Genomic DNA, 23,773 nt, shown 5'->3' on the forward strand with positions numbered 1-23,773 from the left:
TAGAGTACCACATCCGCACATTTTGTGCCTTGTTCAAAAAAACTGAACACAGAGTTCGATTTATTGCGCTTTCTCTGTGGCATGATTGTGAATACAGTGTCAACAAGCACCAGGGCATCAGCCCGTCAATCACATTAAAAGGAAACACCCATGAGCAAGGTATTAGTTCTGAAATCCAGTATTCTGGCAGGGTACTCGCAATCTGGTCAGCTGTCCGACTATTTTGTTGAACAATGGCGTGAAAAGCACGCTGAAGACGTTATCACCGTGCGCGACCTGGCAGCAAATCCGATTCCGGTACTGGATGGCGAACTGGTTGGTGCTCTGCGTCCGAGCGATGCGCCGCTGACTCCGCGTCAGCAGGAAGCCCTCGCGCTTTCTGATGAGCTGATCGCTGAACTGCAGGCGAACGATGTGATTGTTATCGCCGCGCCGATGTACAACTTCAACATCCCAACCCAGTTGAAGAACTACTTCGACCTGGTGGCGCGCGCTGGCGTGACCTTCCGTTACACCGAGAAAGGTCCGGAAGGTCTGGTCACTGGTAAACGCGCCGTTGTTGTAACCAGCCGCGGTGGCATCCACAAAGATACCCCGACTGACCTGGTGACGCCGTACCTGTCTACCTTCCTGGGCTTTATCGGCATCACCGACGTGAACTTCGTGTTCGCTGAAGGTATCGCTTACGGTCCGGAAGTGGCTTCCAAAGCGCAGTCTGACGCAAAAGCCGCCATCGACAGCGTTGTTGCTGCATAAGGCTGAACGCCTCCCGCTTCACGGCGGGAGGCGTATTTTACTTTTTCTCGTAGCGCAAATACCCCGCCACGCCGCCGCCCCCATCCTTTGGATGATTGATCCCATTGCTCACCTCTACGCAAGGAAAATCGAAAGGCGATACCCCTTCAATGCACGCCACATTCACGCCATACTGCTGCGGATTCGAACGCCGCTGATGAAAAGTGTAGATCCCGCACACCGAGCAAAAAAAGTGCACGGCTTCGCCAGTATTAAAGCGATACTCCGTGAGCTTATCTCGTCCACGTAATATATCGATTCCTGCAAGCGGAGCAGAGACCGCCACCGCTCCCCGCATCCGACAGTACGAGCAGTTGCAGCGCCGAATGGTATTGAATCCATCGCTGAGTTCAACGGTAAATGCCACCGCGCCGCAGTGGCACTGAGCGGACAGTTTTTCAGCCATAGCGTCTTCTCTCTTCAGGCATTGGTCATACAGCCTGTATTAGGGGTGAATGTAAAGAACAGCCTGTATTAGGGGTGAATGTAAAGAACAGCCTGCAAACATACTTAACCATTCACGCCATTAATGCCAGTATCAACATCATCTACATTGCGGTTTGCCGTTTCCCCGGAGGCGGCGCTGCGCACCTGTCCGTAGGATCCACAAACAAAAGGGCCATCTGGCGATCGCCGCAGATAATCCATACCGCTAATATCTCATCGCGGGCAGGTTGTTTATCACAATAAAATAACCTATTAGCTGGAATGGCGCGGTCACCACATCCCCGACCAAGGCAAAAGGATACAGAAGACCGAGCGCAGAAAATTTCGAGCCTTCTTTCTCTAAGTTAATCGTCGCCGGTAAGAAGGTCACTTTATCTTTACCGCCAGATTTGCTCTGTAATACGCCGGAGACATAATTCATTCGATAAATCAGTTCAGGACGTTCATCACCCTGGTAAAGACGAAAACCAGAGTCAATCAGCACCTGTTTCTCTTTCTCAGTCAATTGACGATCTCTTACGATATAGCTAATTTCAATCGGCCCGTTGCTGGAAAATTTATGCTTCGAATTCACGTGGAACGTAGTCAAACCCGCATAAAATGATAAATAATTGATATCTATAATATTTCCAACATCTTCTTTTGCCAGAAAATCAGCGAGTGCCTCTCCATCGGATGTTATCTGATAGGTGTATTTGTCGCCAACCAGACTTAACGTATTCCTCTTTTCCATCCCGTTACTGCTTGCCCGCATCGCGTAAAGCGAGTCTTTATCAATGGTATTGGCGCTTTTACTTCGCTCAATCTTCTCTGACAACCCCATCGTCATACAGCCGGATAAAAGCGGTGTCAGTAATAACAGCGCGCCGATAGTTTTCCATTTCATCATTGATCTTCCTGATTGTTATTTCATATCAAAACATTAAAGCGAGTATCCACATCATCCACATTGCGGCAACAGCCATCAGCGTTCGGCGAAGCTGTTTGAGTGCGCCCATTTTACCCTTCCCCGGAGGCGGTGCTGCGCCGCCTCCGGGATTCATTCCCAACCAGATTGTTATATCAAACCACTAATGCCACTAACCACATCACCCACGTTGCGGCGACAGCCATCAGCGTTCGGCGAAGCTGTTTGAGTGCGCCCTGCTGGCGCTCGATAAACGTCAGTTCACGCAACCTTGCGCGCCGCCAGATAAAAGCCAGCGCCTCTCCGACATGCTCGTTATTCTCCTGCGTGATGAGCGTGAAATAACGTGCATCCAGCCAGATTCGCCAGCAGCCAAAAAAAACGATCCCGCATAGCAACACGATGACGGCGCGCATCACGCCCGGTGGCGCGATAAACGTCGCCCATAGCAATGGCGGAGTGGCAAACAGCAGCAAATAGCGCCAGCTGGCCAGCGTGTGCTGAAGCAAACGATGCTGAAGATCCGCCTCAGTTGTTACATCGTCACTTTCTGCTGCCATTGCCGTAGCCTCTCCAGATGTTCATTCGTCAGCACCACCTGCGGGCGACTTCGGCGCAGAGAGGAAACCGCCTGCTCTACTGTTGCCGCATGGCCGTAGCACAGGAGCCATGCTGCCACCACCATCGCGCTGCGCGACAATCCCAACGCGCAGTGAACCAGCACCGAACCCTGCTCCTCGCGCAGTGTTTCCAGCATCGCCACCGCCAGCCGCAGCTCGGCTTCCTCCGGCGGCACCAGATCCAGCATCGGTACGCAGTAATAGGTGCGCGATAACGTGGCGCGGCTGCGCGGAAATTCGCAGGTCAGATCCAGCACCGCATGTTGTTCAGGCGGGCGGCGCGGATAGCTGCCGAGGTGAACGCCCGCAGCGATGGCGTTCACTGGCGGCAGACGTCGAGTGAACCAACGCATCGACAACCACATGCCAGCGCGCCACGGGAGCGTCAACCAGTACACAGCTGGCGGCAATCGCCCCTTTTCATCTTTACCCATGGTCGCCGCGCCAAACCCGCCATAGCCGCGTCCGGCAATCAGCAGCGCCACTACCGGCCAGAACAGCACCAGTAGTGGCCAAAAAGACCACGGCCCCAGCAGCGCCCCCGCAACCATGCAAAAGGTTGCCCCCAGCACGTAATACCGCAGCAGCCTGAAGTGGGCTATATCCGGCTGCTGCCAGCGCCAGCGGCTTTGATAAGGCACCATCCAGTCGATTAACATCCCCACCGCAAGCCCGGTCACAATATCAATGAAATGATGCTGCCAGGTGGTCAGTACCGAAACCGCAATCAGTAAAAACCAACCACTGCATAGCCTGCGCCAGCCGCCGGAAAGGTGGCGGCTGAAATGACGCCACAGCAGCCAGCAGAGAATAATATGCAGCGATGGCGACTGGTTATACGGTAAGTCAAACTGCTCAAGCTGGCTGAACAACCAGCCCGCCGCGCCGGAAACCGGCGGACGCGTAAAGCTAAACTGCAAGGGGAAAAGTGCAAATCCGACACAGGCGAGAACCGAAGCTAACACCAGGCGGTGCACCAGCCGCCGCTGCTCAAAACGCGTCGCACAGACAAACAGCGACAGCCCGTAAAACAGATCCAGACTCCAGTAAGGAATAATGCTCCACGGAATAAAGGGGATCGCCGACTCCCAACCAAACACGATGCTACCCACGTCATGATGCTGAGCATCGCGAAAGGCGGTAAATAGATTCAGCTTGCCGTAGGTGAAGAAGAAAAACGGAGCCAAAAAGAGTAACCAGCCAACCGCCTGCAGCATGACCTTACGACGTTCAGTCATCACGGCGCACCGCCATGGAAACGGTGAAAATCCCCCACTCGTCAATCAGCTGCGTACATTTCTCAAAGCCCGCTTCGCGCACCAGTGCATCCATTTCGCCCTGGGTACGCACCCGCATCACCCACGCTTTGCCATCTTTATGGCTGGTCAGCGACCAGGCGATGGTTTTTAACTGCGGGTGCCACGGCTGGCCGGTATAAATCAGCACCCCACAAGGCGGGATAGCCTGCGCAAGGCCTTTTAGCGACTCACGCACCGGCGCATTTTCCGGGAACAGCTCGTACAGCCCGGAGACAATACCCAGCGTCGGTTTCGGCTCCAGCGCCGCCAGCTCCGCGCGGTTAAAGGCATCGCCCTGCTCAAAGCGCGCGCGGGCTGACATACCGCGTTCCGCGATCATCTGCTGGCCCTTCTCAACGTTCAGCTCGCTGTAATCGCGCAGCAAAATGTCGCTTACCGTCGTTTCTGCCTCCAGCGCATCGAGCACGTAGCGCCCATGTCCGGTGGCGATATCCACCACTCGCACCGGCATGCCTTGTGCTGAGAGTTGCGCCACTGCTTGCTGAATCAACTGCTGGAGATGGACCTTACGCTGACGAATACCACGCCAGCCAACGCTATTCAGGTAATTCCTGTCGATGTGTTGCCCCAGCCAGCTGCTGCCCTGCGGCTGGTTACGGTAGACGTAATCGAGGGTGCTGCCAGAGTCAAAACCGGTTGTAAAACCCAGACGTACACCGGCGGATTGAGTCCCCAGCATCCTCATCGCATAACGCAGACCACGGTAAGCAAAATCGTCGAAAGAGTAAGGCTCCGGGCCGCCGTTCAATTGCCGCCAGCTATCCGCCCCCGGACTCCAGCGATCTTCCTGAGAGTAATCGAAAGGCTGCGGCGGCTGCGCGTACAGCACGTCAAGAAACGCGCGTATTTTGTCGAATGCCAGCGCGCGGTCGCGCTCACCCAAGGTATCGTGATAAAAACCGGGCAGCACATGCATTTCTTTCAGCGGGTGACGCAAACGCTGGTAAAAATCACGCTGCGGCTTACGGTGAACCACATAATCCGCACCGGAAACCAGCATCAGCGTCGGTAAGGTGATTGCCGCCGCATCGCTCACCAGCCGCTCCGCCGTGCGGTAGAGATCGAGCAAAATATTAACCGCAATCGCCTGCGCAATCAGCGGGTCCTGATTAAAACTCGCCACGCGCTGCGGGTCGTGCGTCAGGTATTTTCCTTTTACATAGGAATTAACAAAAAACAGGCCGCGCAGCTTGTGCATCAATCCCAGACCCGCGCGCGCGAACGGCACGTAGAGCTTCACCTTAAACGCGGGCGAAGCCAGCACCAGGCCGCGAATATTCGGCGCATAATCATGGGCCCAGGCGGCGGCCAGCACCGCGCCAACGCTTTGCGCGATCACCGTAACGTCCAGCATGTCAGCCTCAGAATTCGCCGCCGCAAAGCGAACAAATTCATCGACATCGCGCACCGAGCGCGCCAGCGAGGGACTAAACCCGCGCTCTCCCGGAGAGCGACCATGGCCACGTGCATCCCAGGCGTAAAAATCGGCCTCGGGCATGCCCAGCTCATCGACAATATGCTGCAAACGCCCGGAGTGCTCGTGCCCCCGATGGAACAGCACAATCACTTTGCGCGGCGCTCCCGCAGCAAGGGCTGGCCAGTAGCGATAAAACAGCGACGTGTTGTCGCTGGTAGCAAAGAGGTGTTCCTGCGCGATGCGAGTCTCAACCATGAGATTTTTATCCTTGTGTACGCCGTAGCGTTAGTAGCAGGAATAGCGAATAAAGTGGAAAAACACCGGTGCGGTAAAAATCAGTGAATCCAGTCGGTCAAGAATGCCACCGTGGCCAGGGAGCAGCGTGCCGCTATCTTTCACGCCAATATCGCGCTTCACGGCGGACATCACCACATCACCGCAAAAACCGGTGACGCCGATGATACCCCCCGCCAACAGCGACATCCCCCAGCCGAGCGGCGTCATTAACGGTCCCAGCAGAACCGCAACCAGCATCGTAGAGCCGATCCCGCCCAGCAGCCCGGCCAGCGTCTTATTCGGGCTCACTTTTGGCGTCACCCTGATGCGCCCCAACGATTTGCCCCACAGATACTGCGCGACATCGTTAAATTCGGTGAGCCCAACAAGGTACAGCACCAGCAGCGCGCCGGTTTGCAGGCCGTCGGCGGGAAGTATTAGCAAAAAAGCAACATGGCTCACGGCAAAAACGGTGGTCATCAATCCCCAGTGCAGCTGAGCCGCACTGTGTAAGAAGCCCTGAGTCTCGCCCACCAGCACCATCCGGGCAGGCAAAAAGAGAAAGGCATAAACCGGAATAAAAATAATGAACAGCCCATACCAGTCGATGCCGATTAACCCGTAGTTAATGGGGATAGCGATAAACATCCACAGTACGGGCATCCGGTCGGCATCGCGCGCAGGCACCAGTGTCAGAAACTCCTTTAACGCCAGCACGCTCACCAGCGCAAAGAAGGTTAACGCCAGCCAGCGGGGACTGATGAGCGCCAGAGAGAAGAGAACGACAATCACCCACCAGGTGCGGATGCGTAGGGTCAGCTCACGCCAGTCTTTATTCGGTTTGCACCAGACCAACAGACCATTAATCAGCGTCGCCAGCAGCAGCACGGCGAAGACCGCGACCAGCGATTTTTCCAGCAGCATCATGGGTGATTCCCCGGTAACACGCTGCGACAGCGGTTGATGATGGTCCAGATCAATAGCAGCGTGACAATCCCCCACGCGACATTGTACCACGCGATCAACTCCGGCCAGCCGCTCAGCGCCAGTCCCCAGGCGCCGAACACCAACGCGCGATCGCTCTTACCCATGGGGCCCGCATAGCTGCGCACGCCGTTAATCGCCTGCGCCAGAACCCCGGCGAATTCGCTGAAAACGGTGAAAAATAACATCGACAGCACCAGCAGCGGGCTGCTGCCAGGCAATAATATAAAGGGAAGATAGAGCGCGATATCAGATAAGACATCGCCGAATTCATTCAACAGCGCGCCGAGCCGGGTCTTCTGATGACATTCCCGGGCCAGCATGCCGTCCAGCGCATTTAGCGCCATACGGATAAACAGCACGACCGGCAGGAGCCAGAACAGTTCGGGATTGGGGAACAGCAGCAACAGACCGCCGGTGAGCAATGAGAGGGCCATCGCGGCCAGGGTAACCTGATTAGCGGTGATCTGTTTCTTCGCCAGGCAGAACATGAGCGGACGCAACAGCGCCTGAAATGCCGGTTTCACGCAGTAGAGGGTCATTATCAGTCCTTGATAAGGCAAAGGACCATACTGCATCAGAGCGCTATCCGACCGCCACTGCGCTTACTATAACAACGCCAGTTTCAGAATTAATTCAGACTCTGGCGCGGATTCATGTTACTGCTGCGACTTCGGCTTCAGGTTTTCATCAAACTCCAGCCGCTTACGGTCGGGTTCTGCTTCGCTCAGCGGTTGCACCTCAAAAAGCGTGTTCTGGCAACGTTCTACCAGCACCTGATACTCACGGGTGCCCTGCTTTTTCCACGTCAGTTCCTGCTCGGTTAAGGTACGAATCGCCTTAGCCGGGCTGCCGACGATCAGATGATTAGCGGGCATCTCAGCCCGGGCTTTCACAAACGCCGACGCGCCGACGATACTGTTTTCACCAATTGTCGCACCGTCGATAATCACCGCGCTCATGCCAACCAGCGCATTACGCCCAATCACACAACCGTGCAGGATCGCGCCGTGGCCGATATGCCCGTCCTCTTCCACTACCGTATCCTGCCCCGGAAAACCGTGCATCACGCAGTTATCCTGAATGTTCGCCCCATCTTTCACCACGATACGACCAAAGTCGCCGCGCAGGCTGGCGTTAGGGCCAACGTAAACCCCTTTACCGAGGATCACATCGCCAATCAGCACGGCTGTGGGGTGAACGTAGCTTTCATTGGGCACGACGGGGATCATTCCGTCCATCTGGTAAATCGGCATGGCATCTCCTGTTACGTATTAGCACGGTCTGCTCCCTCTCCCCAAAGGGGCGAGGGAACAGTGCGGCAATGTTTTCCCTTGCAGTGCAAAGAGTTAGCTCTTTTTCAGGCTAACCCACCAAAGCGTTGGTAATAAAGCAGCCCCGGTGCGGGCAGTTCGCCCACCGAGCTTTCGCCTTTTTCACTGACGAAAATCTGCGCGCCGGGTGCAACGCGTTGATAGATATTGATACATAGCTGACGCGCGGTCTGACCCAGCCAATGTGCTGGCAAAAGTTCCTCTGGCAACAGCGGATCTTTCAGCACCACACGGCGATAGAAATGGATCAGCAGTAAACGAATCTGAAAGCAGCGTTCCGGCGTCAGTTCGTCCGCCTCGGCGTCACGCAGCAGCGGCAACAACGGACGAAACAGGGTGATAAACGCCTCGTACATGGCGTTTTGTTCGGTCAGATGCCAGCACTCTTCAACCCGTTCGCGCAGCGCAGCGCGGGAGAGCGCCAGCGGCGAATGTGCTTCAAAACAGATAACGTTTTCCGCCACTCCCGCTTCGTGAAGCAATGACTGCACGTCGGCGAGCTTTTGCGACGGCGAAGCCAATAGGCTGGGCGCGAGCACACCAAAACCCTGCCAGATTAATTGTTTTTTAACTTCAGTCAGGGTGCTTTTTTCTAACCCTTCCGAAAGTAACAGCAGCCAGGTGCCGTCCCATTCCGGGGCGCTGGCGCGATAAATTTTGTTCTCAGCACGGCGCGTCAGGCGCAGACCTTTATCACTGAGGCGGTAGAAGCTGCGGCGTCCAATACGCACCACATCCAGCCACTCCTCTTTATTGAGGCGAAACAGCGCGGTGCGTACAAAGCGTTCGCCAAAGCCGAGTCCTTCAAGCAGTGCTGCGACGCTGCCGAGCCACACCTCCCCGCCTCGCTGGGACAGGCAATCGCCGTACAAGGACGCGATAAGCGAGGTACCGCTTACCGGCATCGCGGTCACCGCCTGCTGAATAAAGCTATCGAGTTTGTCCATATGATTCATTCTGTTGTTATTTTTGTCCTTTTTGAATCATAGCACAGGAAAATTTCCGCGATATGGCAGGAATTTGTAGGCCGGATAAGGCAAAGCCGCCATCCGGCAACGTTGCACCGATTTGCCTGATGGCGCTGCGCTTATCAAGCCTACGATTCTTAACCGTTTGCTGCAGCTTTGCGCAGGTCGAACACCCGGCACGCTTTGCCTTCGGAGCGAGGAATGCTGCCGCAGTTGACGATGCTCACGTCGGTGGAAATCCCGACCATCGACTTAATACGGTGACGCAGATGGTGGCAAATCTGACAGCGCTGCTCATGGTCCAGCGCCAGACCGCTCTCTTTTAGCTCCACGCGCACCGAAAGTGAATCAAGATGCCCACGGCGATCCACTTCCAGCTGGTAATGCGGCGCCAGATGTTCAATTTTGAGGATCTCTTCTTCCAGCTGCGACGGGAAGACGTTAACGCCGCGAATAATCAGCATGTCGTCGCTGCGCCCGCTGATGCGATCCATCCGGCGCATGGTGCGGGCGGTGCCCGGCAGCAGTCGCGTCAGGTCGCGGGTGCGATAGCGGATCACCGGCAGCGCTTCTTTAGTCAGGGTAGTGAACAGCAGCTCGCCATGCTCGCCGTCGGCCAGCGGCGTGCCGTCTTCTGGGTTGACCACTTCCGGGAAGAAATGGTCTTCCCAGATAGTCGGGCCGTCGCCGGTTTCAATACACTCCATCGCCACGCCCGGCCCCATCACTTCGGACAGGCCGTAAATATCCAGCGCGGTAATCCCCAGACGACGTTCGATTTCGGCGCGCATTCCCGCCGTCCACGGTTCTGCGCCAAAGACACCGGTACGCAGCGAGCAGCCGCGCGCGTCGCCGCCCATCTGGCGTTCGAGTTCTTCAATCAGGTTCAGGCAGTAAGATGGCGTCACCATGATCATGTCAGGCTTGAAATCACGAATCAGCTGCGCCTGTTTCTCGGTTTGTCCGCCGGACATCGGGATCACCGTGGCCCCTAAACGTTCCGCACCGTAATGCGCGCCCAGGCCGCCGGTAAACAGGCCGTAGCCGTAGGCGACATGGATTTTGTCCTTCGCCGTGCCGCCCGCCGCACGCAGGGAGCGCGCCACGATATTGGCCCAGGTGTCGATATCATTTTGCGTATAGCCGACGACAGTCGGTTTACCGGTGGTACCGGACGACGCGTGGATACGCACCACCTGCTCCATCGGCACCGCGAAGGTGTCGAACGGATAGTTATCACGCAGGTCCTGCTTGGTGGTGCAGGGAAACTTGCTCAGGTCACTCAGCTCACGGAAATCATCCGGATGAACCCCCGCCGCGTCGAACTTACGGCGGTACATCGGCACATTTTCATAGGCACGTTTGAGCGTCCACTTCAGACGTTCAGTTTGCAGAGCCTCTAATTCGTCACGCGATGCAGTTTCAATCGGATCTAATGTTGTTGTAGTTGTCATTTTGTAGGGTATCCGCAGGTCAATTAGCTCACACTCGCTCGAGGATCAGGGCAATGCCCTGGCCCACGCCAATACACATCGTACACAGCGCATAGCGTCCATTGCGTCGTTCCAGTTCCAGCGTTGCTGCCAGCGCTAAGCGCACGCCGCTCATTCCCAACGGGTGGCCTAAGGCGATGGCGCCACCGTTGGGATTCACGTGTTCAGCATCATCTGCCAGACCCAGCTGGCGCATCACGCCCAGCGCCTGAGCGGCAAACGCTTCGTTCAGTTCAATCACATCCATATCGTTAATATTCAGCCCGGCGCGTTCCAGCACTTTACGTACCGCCGGTACCGGCCCCAGCCCCATAAACTTCGGCTCGACGCCCGCTGTCGCCATCGCTACGATGCGCGCTCGCGGGGTCAGCCCCTGCGCCTTGGCCTGTTCTGCGCTGGCAATAATCATCGCCGCCGCGCCGTCATTCACGCCGGAGGCGTTGCCAGCGGTGATCACACCGCCTTTGCGGAACGGGGTTTTCAGTTGAGAAAGCTGTTCGAGGGTAGTTTCCGCACGCGGATGTTCATCATCACGCACCGCGCTAACCGCGCCCTTTTTGCCGATAATCTGCACCGGCACAATTTCCTGCGCCAGAATGCCGCCCCGCTGCGCTTTGGCGGTACGCTGCTGGCTACGGTAAGCAAAGGCGTCCTGGTCTTCGCGGCTGATATTTAACAATTCAGCTACATTCTCCGCCGTTTCCGGCATGCTGTCAGTTCCAAATTGTTGCTGCATGAGCGGGTTCACAAAACGCCAGCCGATGGTGGTATCGAACATCTCCGCCTGACGCTGGAATGGCGTGGTGGCTTTGCCCATCACAAACGGCGCGCGGGACATAGATTCCACACCACCGGCAATCAACAGATCCGCATCACCGGCTTTAATCGCCCGAGCGGCAAAGCCAATCGCGTCGAGCCCGGAACCGCACAGACGGTTGATGGTGGTACCCGCTACAGTGTGCGGATAGCCCGCCAGCAGCGTCGCCATATGCGCCACGTTGCGGTTATCTTCCCCGGCCTGATTGGCGCAACCGAAAATCACATCGTCGATGGCGCTGGCGTCAAGCGCGGGGTTACGACTGAGTAATTCCCGCAGCGGAATGGCCGCCAGATCGTCGGCGCGCACACCGGCCAGCGCACCGCCGTAGCGACCAATCGGGGTACGAATGCCGTCACAAATAAACGCGTCACGCATTAGACTTCTCCTGTAATAGTGCCGCCGATGCGGTGCGATTTGCCGCGAAACAGGGCCACGATTTTTTGCTGCTGGTTGATAATTTCAATGTCATAGACGCCGGTCAGCTTGCCTTGCTGCTTGACCCGCGCGGTGGCGGTCAACAGCTCGCCCACAAAGGCCGGACGCAGGAAATCAATGCTGGCGGCAGACGCTACCGCCGCCAGCCCCTGACTGTTGCAGGCGTAGGCGAATGCGGTATCGGCGAGCGAAAACAGCTGTCCGCCGTGGCAGGTTTGATGGCCGTTCAACATATTCGGTGACACCGCCATGGTCATCTGCGCGTAACCCTCATCCATTTCGATAATCTTGATACCCAGCGTTTTCGCACAGGTGTCGTTCTCGTACATGGCGCGAGCGTTGCGCCAGGCTTCATTACTCATGACGCATCTCCAGTAGCGCTTTTTCGCGCAGTAGCGCACTCGGGCGATAGCGTTCTTCGCCGTAGTGTTGTTGTAAGTTTTCCAGCAGATTCAGCACGCGCGCCCAGCCCAGCGACTCGCCCCAGGCAATCGGGCCTTGTGGGTAGTTGACGCCCAACCGCATGGCGGTATCGATGTCCTCGGCGCTGGCGACGCCTTTTTGCACCGCATCCAGCGCTTCGTTCGCCAGCATCGCCACCGTGCGCCACACCAGCAGGCCCGGATAATCAGCAATGCGCAGCACTTTTTTGCCCTGCTGCTGGAAGAAATAAACCGCTTTGTCGGTGGCGGATTGCGGATTGGTGGCGGCACTTGCCAGCACCACCGTGTCGCCCGCCGCGTAGTCGTACACCACCACCGGGCGGTTGCGCTGCACGCTTAAGGCCAGCGCGGTTTCGCCAGTGGTTTCCAGCAGCAGCACCTCGTCCAACTCAGTGACAACGTCACGCTTAATACGCTTTGCCGCACACGCAGCTGATAGCGCAGCCAGCGCCAGTTCCGGTTGTGCTTCAACGGGCCAGCGGTAGACGCCGTGACCGCTCTTTTTGCCCAGACGCCCGGCGATGGCCAGCTCCTGTTGCAGCAGCGACGGCAGAAAACGACGGTCCTGCCAGAAGGCGTTAAACACCGAACAGGTCACGGCAAAATTGACGTCCTGGCCGATAAGGTCGGTCAGCGCCAGCGGGCCCATCGGGAACCCGCCGCCGTCGCGCAATGCGGCGTCAATCACTTCAGGTGCTGCCACCTGCTCTTCCAGCGCCCGCCAGGCTTCGGCGTAGTACGGACGCGCCACGCGGTTGACGATAAAGCCCGGCGTCGAACGGCAGCGCACCGGCTGTTTGCCCCACGCGCTCACGCAATGGCACAGCTGTTCAACCACTTCCGTTGAGGTCGCAATACCACTCACCACTTCCACCAGCTTCATCACCGGTGCCGGGTTAAAGAAATGCAGCCCGGCCACGCGCTCGGGGTGTTTGATTCCGGCGGCAATGGCGGTGATGGAAATCGACGAGGTATTGCTGGTCAGCAGCGTCGACGGGGAGCAAATCTCCGCCAGCTGGCTGAACAGCGCCTGTTTGATCTCCAGGCGCTCGGACGCGGCTTCAATCACCAACTGCGCATCTGCAAGCTGATTCAGTTCGCTGGCGGGCGAAATGCGCGCCAGCAGCGCCTGCGCCTGCTCAGCGCTGATTTTTCCGCGGCTGACGCGAGAATCCAGACGCTGGGCGATACCGTCGATAGCGCGGGTAATCGCGGCAGTGGAAATGTCATAGAGCAGCACCGAATGCCCGGCGCTGGCAGCCACTTCAACAATGCCTGCGCCCATGGTGCCGCCGCCAATCACGGCGACGGTGTGGAGTGTTTGCGTCATGGCTTATTTCCCGCTGAACTGTGGAGGACGTTTACCAAGGAAGGCGCTGACCCCCTCGCGGTAGTCGTCGCTGCGCCCAGCAAGGCGCTGGAAATCGCGCTCAACATCAAGCTGGTCATCCAGGGAGTTGGTTTCCGCCAGCTGCAACGCTTTCTTGATAAGCCCTAAACCGTAGGTTGGCTGGGAAGCCAGATGGCGCGCCAGCGTCAGGCTGGTGTCTTTCAGTTCCGCGTCATCCACCAGTTGCCAGATCATGCCCCACTGCGCGGCCTGTTCGGCGCTTAAGCTGTCGCCCAACATCATTAATCCCACGGCGCGGGCGCGGGTGGTGACGCGCGGCAGCACCCAGCTACCGCCGCAGTCCGGCACCAGACCGAGCTTGCTAAACGCCATCACGAATTTAGCGGAGCGCGCCGCCAGCACGATATCGCAACCCAGCGCCAGCGTGGCACCAGCCCCCGCCGCTACGCCGTTTACCGCGCAAATCACCGGCTTGGGCAGCGCGGCTAAGCGACGCACCAGCGGGTTATAGAAACGCTCCACCGACATGCCTAAATCCGGCGCGGGGCCGCTCGGGTCGACGTTGCGGTCGTTCAGATCTTGTCCGGCGCAAAAACCGCGTCCGGCACCGGTTACCAGCAGACAGCGAATGGTGTCGTCGCGTTCGGCCTGCTTGAGACACTCAGAGAGCTGCTGGTGCATGGCATCGTTAAAGCTATTGAGCCTGTCCGGGCGGTTCAGGGTGATGGTCATCACGCCCTGGTCGATATCGCTGAGAATGAATGCGTCCACGGTTAACGTCCTTTGAAGGCTGGGGTGCGTTTTTCTAAAAAGGCAGCGATGCCTTCGCGACGATCTTCGGTAGCGCTGAGCAGGGTAAACAGCTGGCGCTCCTGGGCGAGCCCGGCCTGCAAGCTCACTTCCTGCGCCAGACGCAGGGACTGCTTGGCGGCACGCAGCGCCAGCGGTGAGTGACGGGCAATGGTCGCCGCCAGCTTCAGCGCGTATTCGTCAGAAAGGTTAGCCGGATGGATATCGCTCACCAGCCCAGCCTGCTGCGCCCGTTGGGCGTCAATGCTTTCACCGCTCAGCACCATGCGGCTGGCCAGCGCTTTCCCGACGCTGCGAATCAGGCGCTGGGTGCCGCCCGCCCCCGGCATGGTGCCGAGGGTGATTTCCGGCAGACCAAAGCGCGCGTTATCCCCGGCAATCACCAGGTCACACAGCAGCGCCAGCTCGCAGCCCGCGCCCAGCGCGTAACCGTTGACCACCGCAATCAGCGGCTTATTGAAGGTATCGATACGCGCCCACAAGCGCGGACGAATATCGTCGAAGGTGGCGGGCAGGTCTTTTTCCGCCATTTCGTTAAGATCCGCGCCCGCCGCGAAGTAGCGCGGGTTGCCGCTTATCACGCAGACGCTAACGCTTGAGTCCCCCGCCGCGCTTTCCAGCGCTTCGGCAAGCTGCGTCAGCAGCGCGTTATTCAGCGCATTACGCGCCTGCGGACGGTTCAGGGTTAGCTGTAAAACGCGGTCGTGACGGGTTATCAGCAGTTCGCTCATGCCATCCCCCGCGCGTCAAAGTCGACTATCACATCGCCGCTGGTTGGCAGCGCCTGACAGCTCAGCACATAGCCTGCAGCCAGTTCATCGGCTTCGAGGCTGTAGTTCGCCGCCATCGCCACTTCGCCGCGCACCACTTTGCATTTGCAGGTGGCGCAGACGCCGCCTTTGCAGGCAAACGGTAGGTCGGCACCCTGGCGCAGCGCGGCGTCGAGAATGCTGTCGTCTTCCGCGGAGAGCGAAATCAGACGTTCGCGACCGTCCTGACGCAACGTGACCGTGCGTCCTTCAGCCTGTACGCCGGTGGCGCGCTTGACGCTGGTTCCCGGCGTATTGAAACGCTCAAGGTGAATCGCTTTTTCCGGCATCCCCAGCGCACGCAGCGTAGTTTCTGCGTCATCCATCATCGCCGACGGACCGCAGATAAAGGCGTCGTCAAAGCGGCTGAAATCGAGCAGATGTTCAGACAGCGCGCGCAGTTTGTCGCCGTCAATGCGCCCCTGTAGCAGGTCGTTGTCCATCGACTCCTGGCTGAACAGATGAATCACCTGTAAACGCTGCGGATAGCGGTCTTTCAGGTCAGCGAGCGCCTGGCGGAACATCATGCTGTGGCTGCTGCGGTTGCCGTAAATCAGGGTGAAGCGGCTATCAGGTTCAATCGTCAGCGTGGCTTCGATTATCGCCATCATCGGCGTGATGCCGGAACCAGCAGCAATTGCCAGATATTCGGCCTGCCGTTCAGCCTGTGGCTGGTAGCCGAAGTGGCCCTGCGGCACCATCACCTCAAATGCCATACCCTGCTGGATATCGCTCTGGGCAAAGCGGGAAAAACGCCCGCCGTCGATGGCTTTCACCGCCACGCTGATTTCAGACGGCGAGCGGCTGCGGCAGATGGAGTAGCAACGGCGCAGTTCTTCGCCGCCAAGGCGAGTTTTCAGCGTCAGATGCTGGCCCGGACGAAACGCGTATTGATTACGCAGCGCGTCGGGAATGGCAAAAGTGATGGTCACCGCATCGCGGGTTTCCGGCTCAACGTTTGCCACGGTAAGCGAATGAAATGTTGTCATCGCGACCTCAAATACATTTAAAGTAATCAAAGGGTTCACGGCAGCTTTCGCAGCGATACAGCGCTTTGCAGGCCGTGGAACCGAATTCACTGATAAGCGAAGTGTGGGTGCTGCCGCAGCGCGGACAGAGCACATCCTTCGGCATCTCGTCGGCGTGACAGGCGTGGGCCTGCGGCGGGCTGATGCCGTACTGGCGCAGGCGTTCGCGGGCGTCCGGGCTCATCCAGTCGGTGGTCCACGGTGGATCAAGCTGCAACACAATGTGTACCGGCGTGTAGCCGTGCTCGGTCATCATCGCGCGAATTTCACCGAGCAGATGTTCAGTTGCCGGGCAGCCGGAATAGGTTGGCGTGAAGCCAATCACCCAGACGTCGCCGCGACGATCTACACTGCGGACCATGCCGAGGTCGGTAATGGTCAGCACCGGGACTTCCGGGTCGGGGATAGCGCTTAGCAATCCCCAAACGGTGTGCACCTCGGCGGGCGCGATGGCGGCAAGACGTTGCATAGCGACCTCCGTTTACCACTGTTGACCGGGGTAAGCACGCTGCAGGTATTGCATCTCGGCCAGCATCGGCCCCAGATGTTCACTATGCAGCCCCTGTTTGCCGCCGCTGCGAAACGCCGCTTCTTGCGGGATCTGCAAACCGGAATCGAGCAGCGCGGTGTGCACCGTCGCCTGCCATTCAGCCTGTATTTCACGCGGATCGACGGCAATCCCCTGCTCAACTAAGGCGATCTCCAGCTCATCGGCCAGGAACAGCTCGCCGGTGAAGCGCCACAGGCTATCAACCGCCTGCTGCATCAGGTTTGCCGAGTGTTCGGTGCCGTTGCCCAGACGCTCCAGCCAGCCGCGGCTAAAGCGCTGGTGATAGCGCACTTCTTTCAGCCCTTTGGCGGCGATGGCGGCAAGCTGCGCGTCGCGGCTGTTGACCAGGCGGCTGAACAGCGCCACGTGCCAGACGTCGATAAAGAACTGACGGGCGATGGTGTCGGCAAAGTTGCCGTTCGGCTGTTCCACCAGCAGCAGATTGCGGAACTGCCGTTCATCGCGACCAAAGGCCAGCGTGTCTTCGTCACCGCTGCCGTTAAGCTCGGCGGCATAGCTGAGAAAATTGCGCGCCTGACCCAGCAGGTCGAGGCCAATGTTGGTCAGCGCCAGATCGATTTCCAGCTCCGGCGCATGACCGCACCACGCGCCTAAACGCTGGGCCAGCACCAGGCCGTTATCGCCGAGGCGCAGGGCATAGGTTGCAACGGGATTTGAGTTATTCATCGTTGCCTCACATATGTTCCATGCCGTCCGGCACGGTGTAGAACGTCGGATGGCGGTAGACTTTGCTCTCTGAGGGGTCGAAAAACGCGCCGCGTTCTTCCGGCTGCGATGCGACAATTTCGCTCGCCTTCACCACCCAGATCGAACAACCTTCGCTGCGGCGAGTGTAGGCATCACGCGCGTTTTCCAGCGCCATCTGGTCATCAGCGGCGTGCAGGCTGCCGACGTGACGGTGAGACAAACCTTGTTTACTGCGGACGAACACTTCGTATAACGGCCAGTATGTTTTGCTCATTTTTATTCTCCTTAGGCGGCGTCGCGGGTCTGCTGTTTTTCGGCATGCGCCAGCGCGGCTTCGCGCACCCATGCGCCCTCTTCCCAGGCCTTGCGTTTTGCGCCCAGACGCTCGTGGTTACAGATGCCACGCCCGTTGATGACTTCATTGAGTTCCTGCCAGTCGATCTCGCCGTAGCGGTAGTGGCCGGTGGCTTCGTCAAGCGTTAGATCGGCATCTGGTACCTGCATGCCGAGGATTTCCACCTGCGGGACGGTGTTGTCGACAAAGCGCTGACGCAGTTCGTCGTTGGAATGCAGTTTGATTTTCCACGCCATGCTGCGGGCGCTGTTCGGCGAGTTGTCGTCGCTGGGGCCGAACATCATCAGCGCGGGCCACCAGAAGCGGTTGATGGCGTCCTGCAGCATCTGACGCTGTTCTTCGCTCCCTGCCGCCAGCGCCATGCAGGCTTCAAAGCCCTGACGCTGGTGGAAGCTCTCTTCTTTGCAGATTTTGACCATCGCCCTGGCATACGGGCCGTAGGAAGTGCGGCACAGCGCCACCTGATTGACAATCGCCGCACCATCGACCAGCCAGCCAATCACGCCAATATCTGCCCAGGTCAGGGTTGGGTAGTTAAAAATGGAGGAGTACTTCATCTGCCCATCGAGCATCTTCTGATACAGATCTTCACGGGCGCAGCCGAGGGTTTCGGCGGCGCTGTAGAGGTACAGGCCGTGCCCGGCTTCATCCTGCACTTTCGCCAGCAGAATCGCTTTGCGGCGAAGCGTCGGAGCGCGGGTTATCCAGTTACCTTCCGGCAGCATGCCGACGATTTCCGAGTGCGCATGCTGACCAATCTGGCGGATCAGCGTTTTGCGGTAGGCATCCGGCATCCAGTCCTGCGGTTCGATGGCTGTATCCTGCGCGATGCGCTGGTCAAAGCGTTTTTCTTCTGTCACGTCATCACCTTATGATTCCGATAAATTCAACAAATCAATTTTTGCGAATCACTTTGTTTTATAAAAGTTACATCTTAGTTAAATAAAACCACAAATTTTGTTTGTGCATTTTGTGATGAGTACCGCAAAGGCTTTTAATAATCCCTTTACAAACAGTGTGATGCCTCTATTGGAGAAGATGTTCGCGATCGCATTGTTAACAAATTATTAAAATCAGGCTTGCATTTTATGATTCAGAAAAGAACTATTTATAGCGAGATTACGTAACATATCTGGAGAATAACCATGCAGCAGTTAGCCAGCTATTTATCCGGCGCCTGGCAGACCGGCCGGGGCCGCACCCGCACCATTCATCACGCCATCAGCGGCGAAACGCTGTGGGAAGTGACAAGCGAAGGGCTGGATATGGCGCAGGCGCGCCGCTTCGCCATCGAGCACGGCGGCAAAACGTTACAGGCAATGACCTTTATTGAACGCAGCGCGATGTTAAAAGCGGTGGCGAAACATCTGCTGGATCTGAAGGCCGATTTTTATGCCATCTCCGCCGAGACCGGCGCGACGCGTGCGGATAGCTGGGTGGATATTGAAGGCGGTATCGGCACCCTCTTCACCTACGCAGGTCTCGGCAGCCGCGAGCTGCCGGACGATACCCTGTGGCCAGAAGATGAGCTGATCCCGCTGTCCAAACAGGGCGGCTTTGCCGCGCGTCACGTGCTGACCTCAAAATCCGGCGTGGCGGTGCATATCAACGCCTTTAACTTCCCCTGCTGGGGCATGCTAGAAAAGCTCGCCCCAACCTGGCTTGCCGGGATGCCCGCGATCATCAAACCAGCCACCGCCACCGCGCAGCTGACTCAGGCGATGGTCAAAGCGATTGTCGACAGCGGGCTGGTGCCGGACGGCGCGATTAGCCTGATTTGCGGCGGCGCGGGGGATCTGCTCGACCAGCTTGATCATCAGGACGTGGTGACCTTTACCGGCTCGGCAAAAACCGGGCAGCAACTGCGCGTACATCCCAATCTGGTGGCGAAGTCTGTTCCCTTCACCATGGAAGCGGACTCGCTGAACTGCTGCGTGCTGGGTGAAGATGTCACGCCGGAACAGCCGGAATTTGCGCTGTTTATCCGTGAAGTGGTGCGCGAGATGACCACCAAAGCCGGGCAGAAATGTACCGCTATTCGCCGCATTATCGTGCCGCAGGCGCAGGTCAACGCGGTGCGCGAGGCGCTGATTGCCCGTCTGCAAAAAGTGGTGGTCGGCGACCCGGCGCAGGAAGGCGTGAAGATGGGCGCGCTGGTCAATAGCGAACAACGTCAAGACGTGCAGGATAATGTGAATCGTCTGGTGGAAGCCGGATGTGAAGTTTTGTTGGGCGGTAAAGCCGATCTTAACGCCGCCGGGGCATTCTTCCCGCCGACGCTGCTGTTCTGCCCGCAGCCGGATGAAGTGGCGGCGGTTCACGCCATTGAAGCCTTTGGCCCGGTCGCCACGCTGATGCCGTATCAGAATAGCGAGCATGCAATGCAGCTGGCTCGCGCCGGTGAAGGTAGCCTGGCGGGGACCTTAGTGACGGCGAAGGGTGATTTGGCGCGTCAGTTTATTCTCGGTGCCGCACGTGCGCACGGGCGTATTCAGGTGCTGAACGAAGAATCATCGGTGGAATCCACCGGTCACGGTTCCCCGCTGCCACAGCTGGTACACGGCGGCCCGGGACGCGCGGGCGGCGGCGAAGAACTCGGCGGTCTGCGGGCGGTAAAACACTACATGCAGCGCACCGCGATTCAGGGCAGCCCGACCATGCTCGCCGCCATCGGCCAGCAGTGGGTGCGCGGCGCGCAGGTGGCGGAAGATCGCATCCACCCGTTCCGCAAATATTTTGAAGAGATCCAGCCGGGCGACAGCCTGCTGACACCACGCCGCACGCTGACCGAAGCGGATATCGTCAACTTTGCCTGCCTGAGCGGCGATCACTTCTACGCCCATATGGACAAGATTGCCGCCGCCGAGTCGATTTTTGGCGAGCGCGTGGTACACGGTTACTTCCTGATATCCGCCGCCGCCGGACTGTTTGTTGATGCGGGCGTCGGCCCGGTGATCGCCAACTACGGCATGGAAAACCTGCGCTTTATCGAGCCGGTAAAACCGGGCGACACCATTCAGGTACGCCTGACCTGCAAACGCAAAACGGTGAAACGCCAGCGCAGCGCCGACGAGAAAGCCACTGGCGTGGTGGAATGGGCGGTGGAGATTTTCAACCAGCATCAGCAGGCGGTGGCGCTGTACTCCATTTTGACGCTGGTCGCGCGTCAGAAAGGGGATTTTCCTGCGTAATTTCCGTGCGATTGCCCGGTGGCGGCTAACGCCTTACCGGGCCTAAATTTGAGTTTGTAGGCCGGATAAGGCGCTAGCCGCCATCCGGAAAAACCCGACACAATCACCTGAATGCCTCTGCGGAGGCATTTTTTATAACTGGCATAACTGACCAATAACCTGGCAAGCGTGAGCAAACGCCTCGTGACGTTTGGCTGTTAGGTTAAGAGACTGGAACCGAAAAGCCTGGCACGGCACAACATAACGATAAGATGAGGTCACAATGTCTAACGCTTTGATTCAAAAGACACGCAAAACCGCACTGGCGCTGGCTATCGCCCTGTGTTGCGTCGGGACTGGCCCGGCGTTTGCCCACGGTGGCGAGGCGCATATGGTCCCGATGGACAAAACGCTGCAAGACTTTGGCGCGGACGTTCAGTGGGATGATTACGCACAGGTGTTTACCCTGATTAAAGACGGTGCCTATGTGAAGGTGAAGCCGGGCGCGAAAACCGCGATCCTCAACGGCAAGTCGCTGAACTTACAGGTGCCGGTGGTGATGAAAAACGGCAAAGCGTGGATTTCTGAAACCTTTATCAACGACGTTTTCCAGTCCGGACTCGATCAGACCTTCCAGGTCGAAAAAGTCCCTCACCCGCTAAACTCGCTGTCATCAGCAGAGATTGGCGAAGCGGTCACTATTGTTAAAGCCGCGCCAGAGTTCCAGGCCAACACGCGCTTCACCGAAATTTCCCTGCACGAACCGGATAAAAAAGCCGTGTGGGATTTTGCCCTCAATGGCACGCCGGTTAACGCCCCGCGCACCGCCGACGTGGTGATGCTCGACGGTAAACATGTGATTGAAGCCGTGGTCGATCTGCAAAACAAAAAGATCCTCTCCTGGACGCCGATTAAAGACGCGCACGGCATGGTGCTGCTTGATGATTTCGCCAGCGTGCAGAACATCATTAACGCCAGCACCGAGTTTGCTGACGTGCTGAAAAAACACGGCATCAAAGACACCAGCAAAGTGGTCACCACCCCGCTCACCGTCGGTTACTTCGACGGTAAAGACGGCCTGAAGCAGGACGCGCGCCTGCTTAAAGTGGTCAGCTATCTCGATACCGGCGACGGCAACTACTGGGCGCACCCGATTGAAAACCTGGTCGCCGTCGTTGACCTTGAGCAGAAAAAAATCATCAAGATTGAAGAAGGCCCGGTGATCCCGGTTCCGATGCAGTCGCGTCCGTACGATGGCCGCGACCGGGTCGCAAAATCGGTGAAACCGCTGGAGATCATCGAACCTGAAGGCAAAAACTACACCATCACCGGCGATATGGTTCACTGGCAGAACTGGGACTTCCACCTGCGCCTGAACTCCCGCGTCGGGCCGATTCTCTCCACCGTGACCTATAACGATAACGGCAAAAAACGTCAGGTGATGTACGAAGGATCGCTCGGCGGAATGATCGTGCCTTACGGCGACCCGGACGTGGGCTGGTACTTCAAAGCGTATCTGGATTCCGGCGATTACGGTATGGGCACCCTGACCTCGCCAATCGTGCGCGGCAAAGATGCGCCGTCTAACGCCGTGCTGCTGGATGAAACCATCGCCGATTACACCGGCGCGCCGTCGACCATTCCGCGCGCCGTCGCCATCTTCGAACGCTACGCCGGGCCGGAGTACAAACACCAGGAGATGGGCAAACCGAACGTCAGCACCGAGCGCCGCGAACTGGTGGTGCGCTGGATAAGTACCGTCGGCAACTACGACTATATCTTTGACTGGGTGTTCCACGAAAACGGCACCATCGGCATCGACGCCGGGGCCACCGGCATTGAAGCGGTGAAAGGCGTGCTGGCGAAAACCATGCACGATCCGAGCGCCAAAGACGATACCCGCTACGGGACGCTGATCGACCATAATATTGTCGGCACCACCCACCAGCATATTTACAACTTCCGCTTAGATCTCGACGTCGACGGCGAAAATAACAGCCTGGTGGCGATGGACCCGGAAGTGAAGCCAAACACCGGCGGCGGCCCGCGCACCAGTACCATGCAGGTGAATCAGTACAGCATCGACAGCGAGCAGAAAGCAGCGCAGAAGTTTGACCCAGGCACCATTCGTCTGCTGAGCAATACCACCAAAGAAAACCGCATGGGCAATCCGGTTTCGTACCAGATTATCCCTTACGCGGGCGGCACGCATCCGGTGGCGACTGGCGCGAAATTCGCCCCTGACGAGTGGATTTATCACCGTCTGAGCTTTATGGATAAGCAGCTGTGGGTCACCCGCTATCATCAGGATGAGCGTTACCCGGAAGGCAAATACCCGAACCGCTCGATTCACGACACCGGTCTGGGGCAATATGCGAAGGACGATGAGTCGCTCGATAATAACGATGACGTGGTGTGGATCACTACCGGCACTACCCACGTGGCGCGCGCCGAAGAGTGGCCGATTATGCCGACGGAATGGGCGCATGCGTTGTTGAAACCGTGGAACTTCTTTGATGAGACGCCGACGCTGGGTGAGAAGAAGAAGTAAGGTGATTTGAAGGCTGAACGGCGATAAATCCGGGAGGTGGGTTTATCGCCGTTTTTTATGATGGGGTTATGCCAGAAGTTGACTTAGCTTTTCTACTCTATATCAATCATAAACGAAATTAATGGGTGCTATTAATTGTTAATCGACATTAATATGTTTAGCTTATACCCCATGAATCATGTG

Annotated in this window: 23 protein-coding genes; 3 read left to right on the forward strand and 20 right to left on the reverse strand. The window is 57.6% G+C overall.

The genetic code is table 11. The features are described 5' to 3' along the window. Positions 1 to 150: 150 nt before the first annotated feature. A complete protein-coding gene (gene azoR / locus ACMYSL_RS15815) occupies positions 151 to 756 on the forward strand; it encodes an FMN-dependent NADH-azoreductase (protein WP_110274817.1) in 606 nt (201 codons plus the stop codon). A 37-nt stretch (positions 757 to 793) separates the two neighbouring features. Here azoR and ACMYSL_RS15820 read toward each other — a convergent pair whose 3' ends face one another. The 20 genes from ACMYSL_RS15820 to paaA form a co-directional block, all read right to left on the reverse strand. Then, complete coding sequence (locus tag ACMYSL_RS15820; RefSeq protein WP_182238355.1) at positions 794 to 1,201, reverse strand: GFA family protein; 408 nt, start codon at positions 1,199 to 1,201, stop codon at positions 794 to 796. A gap of 246 nt (positions 1,202 to 1,447) precedes the next feature. Further along, entirely contained in the window at positions 1,448 to 2,131 is a 684-nt protein-coding gene (locus tag ACMYSL_RS15825; RefSeq protein ID WP_434659027.1) for a hypothetical protein, read from the reverse strand. Positions 2,132 to 2,304: 173 nt separating this feature from the next. Continuing rightward, positions 2,305 to 2,709 carry a hypothetical protein gene (locus ACMYSL_RS15830; protein WP_434659028.1) on the reverse strand — a complete coding sequence of 135 codons (405 nt, stop codon included), beginning with the start codon at positions 2,707 to 2,709 and terminating at the stop codon, positions 2,305 to 2,307. Continuing rightward, positions 2,685 to 4,010, reverse strand: coding sequence for a phosphatase PAP2/dual specificity phosphatase family protein (locus ACMYSL_RS15835; RefSeq protein ID WP_434659029.1), 1,326 nt, complete (start codon positions 4,008 to 4,010; stop codon positions 2,685 to 2,687). The genes ACMYSL_RS15830 and ACMYSL_RS15835 overlap by 25 nt, the downstream gene beginning before the upstream one ends. Further along, positions 4,000 to 5,760 (reverse strand): bifunctional alpha/beta hydrolase/class I SAM-dependent methyltransferase, encoded by a 1,761-nt coding sequence (locus ACMYSL_RS15840; protein WP_434659030.1) that lies wholly within the window; start codon positions 5,758 to 5,760, stop codon positions 4,000 to 4,002. The genes ACMYSL_RS15835 and ACMYSL_RS15840 overlap by 11 nt, the downstream gene beginning before the upstream one ends. Positions 5,761 to 5,790: 30 nt before the next feature. Further along, on the reverse strand, positions 5,791 to 6,708 hold the full coding sequence (locus ACMYSL_RS15845) for a phosphatidate cytidylyltransferase (RefSeq protein WP_434659031.1): 918 nt from the start codon (positions 6,706 to 6,708) through the stop codon (positions 5,791 to 5,793). Continuing rightward, positions 6,705 to 7,307, reverse strand: a complete 603-nt coding sequence (locus ACMYSL_RS15850) for a CDP-alcohol phosphatidyltransferase family protein (RefSeq protein WP_434659032.1) — start codon at positions 7,305 to 7,307, stop codon at positions 6,705 to 6,707. The genes ACMYSL_RS15845 and ACMYSL_RS15850 overlap by 4 nt, the downstream gene beginning before the upstream one ends. A 117-nt stretch (positions 7,308 to 7,424) precedes the next feature. Then, entirely contained in the window at positions 7,425 to 8,021 is a 597-nt protein-coding gene (gene paaY / locus ACMYSL_RS15855) for a phenylacetic acid degradation protein PaaY (protein ID WP_434659033.1), read from the reverse strand. A gap of 104 nt (positions 8,022 to 8,125) precedes the next feature. Further along, a complete protein-coding gene (paaX, locus tag ACMYSL_RS15860; protein WP_434659034.1) occupies positions 8,126 to 9,046 on the reverse strand; it encodes a phenylacetic acid degradation operon negative regulatory protein PaaX in 921 nt (306 codons plus the stop codon). A 158-nt stretch (positions 9,047 to 9,204) separates the two neighbouring features. Next, complete coding sequence (gene paaK, locus ACMYSL_RS15865; protein ID WP_434659035.1) at positions 9,205 to 10,521, reverse strand: phenylacetate--CoA ligase PaaK; 1,317 nt, start codon at positions 10,519 to 10,521, stop codon at positions 9,205 to 9,207. A gap of 28 nt (positions 10,522 to 10,549) precedes the next feature. Further along, positions 10,550 to 11,755 (reverse strand): 3-oxoadipyl-CoA thiolase, encoded by a 1,206-nt coding sequence (pcaF, locus tag ACMYSL_RS15870; protein WP_434659036.1) that lies wholly within the window; start codon positions 11,753 to 11,755, stop codon positions 10,550 to 10,552. After that, positions 11,755 to 12,177, reverse strand: coding sequence for a hydroxyphenylacetyl-CoA thioesterase PaaI (paaI, locus tag ACMYSL_RS15875; RefSeq protein ID WP_062773526.1), 423 nt, complete (start codon positions 12,175 to 12,177; stop codon positions 11,755 to 11,757). Before paaI ends, pcaF begins: the two co-directional genes overlap by 1 nt. After that, positions 12,170 to 13,588: a 3-hydroxyacyl-CoA dehydrogenase gene (locus tag ACMYSL_RS15880; RefSeq protein ID WP_434659037.1), complete on the reverse strand. Its 1,419-nt coding sequence runs from the start codon at positions 13,586 to 13,588 to the stop codon at positions 12,170 to 12,172. Before ACMYSL_RS15880 ends, paaI begins: the two co-directional genes overlap by 8 nt. Before the next feature lie 3 nt (positions 13,589 to 13,591). Continuing rightward, positions 13,592 to 14,380, reverse strand: a complete 789-nt coding sequence (paaG, locus tag ACMYSL_RS15885; RefSeq protein ID WP_434659038.1) for a 2-(1,2-epoxy-1,2-dihydrophenyl)acetyl-CoA isomerase PaaG — start codon at positions 14,378 to 14,380, stop codon at positions 13,592 to 13,594. Positions 14,381 to 14,382: 2 nt separating this feature from the next. Further along, positions 14,383 to 15,150 carry a 2,3-dehydroadipyl-CoA hydratase PaaF gene (paaF, locus tag ACMYSL_RS15890; protein ID WP_434659039.1) on the reverse strand — a complete coding sequence of 256 codons (768 nt, stop codon included), beginning with the start codon at positions 15,148 to 15,150 and terminating at the stop codon, positions 14,383 to 14,385. Further along, positions 15,147 to 16,217, reverse strand: a complete 1,071-nt coding sequence (paaE, locus tag ACMYSL_RS15895; protein WP_434659040.1) for a 1,2-phenylacetyl-CoA epoxidase subunit PaaE — start codon at positions 16,215 to 16,217, stop codon at positions 15,147 to 15,149. The genes paaF and paaE overlap by 4 nt, the downstream gene beginning before the upstream one ends. A gap of 7 nt (positions 16,218 to 16,224) precedes the next feature. Further along, complete coding sequence (gene paaD / locus ACMYSL_RS15900) at positions 16,225 to 16,725, reverse strand: 1,2-phenylacetyl-CoA epoxidase subunit PaaD (RefSeq protein WP_434659041.1); 501 nt, start codon at positions 16,723 to 16,725, stop codon at positions 16,225 to 16,227. 12 nt (positions 16,726 to 16,737) lie between these two features. Next, the gene (gene paaC, locus ACMYSL_RS15905; RefSeq protein ID WP_434659042.1) at positions 16,738 to 17,493 is read right to left on the reverse strand and encodes a 1,2-phenylacetyl-CoA epoxidase subunit PaaC; all 756 of its coding nucleotides are present in this window, start codon (positions 17,491 to 17,493) and stop codon (positions 16,738 to 16,740) included. 7 nt (positions 17,494 to 17,500) lie between these two features. Next, a complete protein-coding gene (gene paaB / locus ACMYSL_RS15910; protein WP_117341938.1) occupies positions 17,501 to 17,788 on the reverse strand; it encodes a 1,2-phenylacetyl-CoA epoxidase subunit PaaB in 288 nt (95 codons plus the stop codon). 11 nt (positions 17,789 to 17,799) lie between these two features. After that, the gene (paaA, locus tag ACMYSL_RS15915; protein WP_434659043.1) at positions 17,800 to 18,729 is read right to left on the reverse strand and encodes a 1,2-phenylacetyl-CoA epoxidase subunit PaaA; all 930 of its coding nucleotides are present in this window, start codon (positions 18,727 to 18,729) and stop codon (positions 17,800 to 17,802) included. Between the two features lie 285 nt (positions 18,730 to 19,014). On the opposite strand from paaA, the gene paaZ reads away from it, so the two are divergent. Further along, the gene (gene paaZ, locus ACMYSL_RS15920) at positions 19,015 to 21,060 is read left to right on the forward strand and encodes a phenylacetic acid degradation bifunctional protein PaaZ (protein WP_434659044.1); all 2,046 of its coding nucleotides are present in this window, start codon (positions 19,015 to 19,017) and stop codon (positions 21,058 to 21,060) included. 262 nt (positions 21,061 to 21,322) lie between these two features. Next, on the forward strand, positions 21,323 to 23,590 hold the full coding sequence (gene tynA / locus ACMYSL_RS15925) for a primary-amine oxidase (protein WP_434659045.1): 2,268 nt from the start codon (positions 21,323 to 21,325) through the stop codon (positions 23,588 to 23,590). Positions 23,591 to 23,773: the final 183 nt, after the last annotated feature.

It is taken from the genome of Klebsiella sp. MISC125, assembly GCF_051131775.1.
GTDB lineage: Bacteria > Pseudomonadota > Gammaproteobacteria > Enterobacterales > Enterobacteriaceae > Klebsiella.